Raw genomic sequence first — 1,196 nt, forward strand, 5'->3', positions numbered from 1 at the left:
GATGCCGGAATCCATGCCCGCTTGTCTGGCCTTCATAGCCAATGTTGCGGATAATTCCGAGCACGGCGTTCTCGCTTATCGGCCTCTTCCGGTCACTTCTGCCAGGGAAGCAAAGCTCATACTGACCAGTGACTTGTTGCAGGAATTGTAATAACTCGATAACCTGATCAGACATCGGAACGACATGCAGTTTTCGACCTTTCATGACCTCAGGGTCAACGCTGATCAGCCTGTTTTCGTAATCTATTCCCGACCATACCAGCGACCGCAGCTCCACTGTGCGCATGGCGGTATAATGGAGGACTTGAGCTGCTATCTTTGAAACAATCCAGCCGCCATACCCGTTCAAAGCCCGCTGGAATTCGTGAATACGATGCATTGGGAGGAAGGGGTAGTTCTTCTTCCTATATCCTCTCATTGCTCCAGACAGGTCCCTGGATGGATTGTACTTAGCCCTGCCAGTTACGATCGCATAGCTGAATACTTCCCCGCATCTGCGCCTCGCCTTATCAGCGCGTTCCATTGCGCCCCTGTCCTCGAATAGCCTGATAACCTTCAGTAGCACCATCGGCTCCACGTCTTCCATGCGCAAGTGACCGATTAAAGGGAGTATGTCATCGGTGAACATGCTCATCATCTCGTCAGAATACCCCTTCGACCACGACTTTGATTTGTGCGCGTGCCATTCCCTGAAGATGTCGCCAAACGAATCGGAAGCTTCTTTTTTCTCAATCTTCTTTATTGTCTGCTTTTGCTCTGACGGATCAACACCAGAGAGCAACTTCATTTTTGCTTCGGACTGTTTTGCTCTTGCCTCAGTGAGAGAAATTTCGGGGTAGGGGCCAATGACCAGTGTTTTCTCTTTCCCATCAAAGCGGAACCGCATGCGCCACACCTTTTTCCCTGATGGCGGTACGAACAGGAAAAGCCCTCCGGCATCTGCCAGTCGATATGATTTTTCCGCAGGCTTTGCTGCGTCGATTTGCTTTACCGTAAGCATGTGGGCATAAATCCGTGGTCATTTTTCAGTGTGCCCACAATATGCCCGCAAAAGTTTGGCGTAGTCAATTCGCTTCGGTTCGCTTCGGTTGTGTATGAGTGTCTATTTTAGAAGGTGTGATGGGTGTTGCGTTCTGGCGTAGAGAGGTGGGTTCTGTTTGAAATGGTGTCCCCTGCAGGAATCGAACCTGCAACTA

At 50.3% G+C, this 1,196-nt stretch carries 1 protein-coding gene; it reads right to left on the minus strand.

All coding sequences use genetic code 11. The annotated features are described in order from the left end of the window. A partial coding sequence (locus FDX01_RS04575; RefSeq protein ID WP_249360873.1) for an integrase arm-type DNA-binding domain-containing protein occupies nucleotides 1-1,000 on the minus strand: 1,000 nt, incomplete at its 3' end. Nucleotides 1,001-1,196 lie beyond the last annotated feature (196 nt).

Source organism: Citrobacter sp. wls613 (genome assembly GCF_005281195.1).
GTDB classification, from domain to species: domain Bacteria; phylum Pseudomonadota; class Gammaproteobacteria; order Enterobacterales; family Enterobacteriaceae; genus Citrobacter; species Citrobacter gillenii.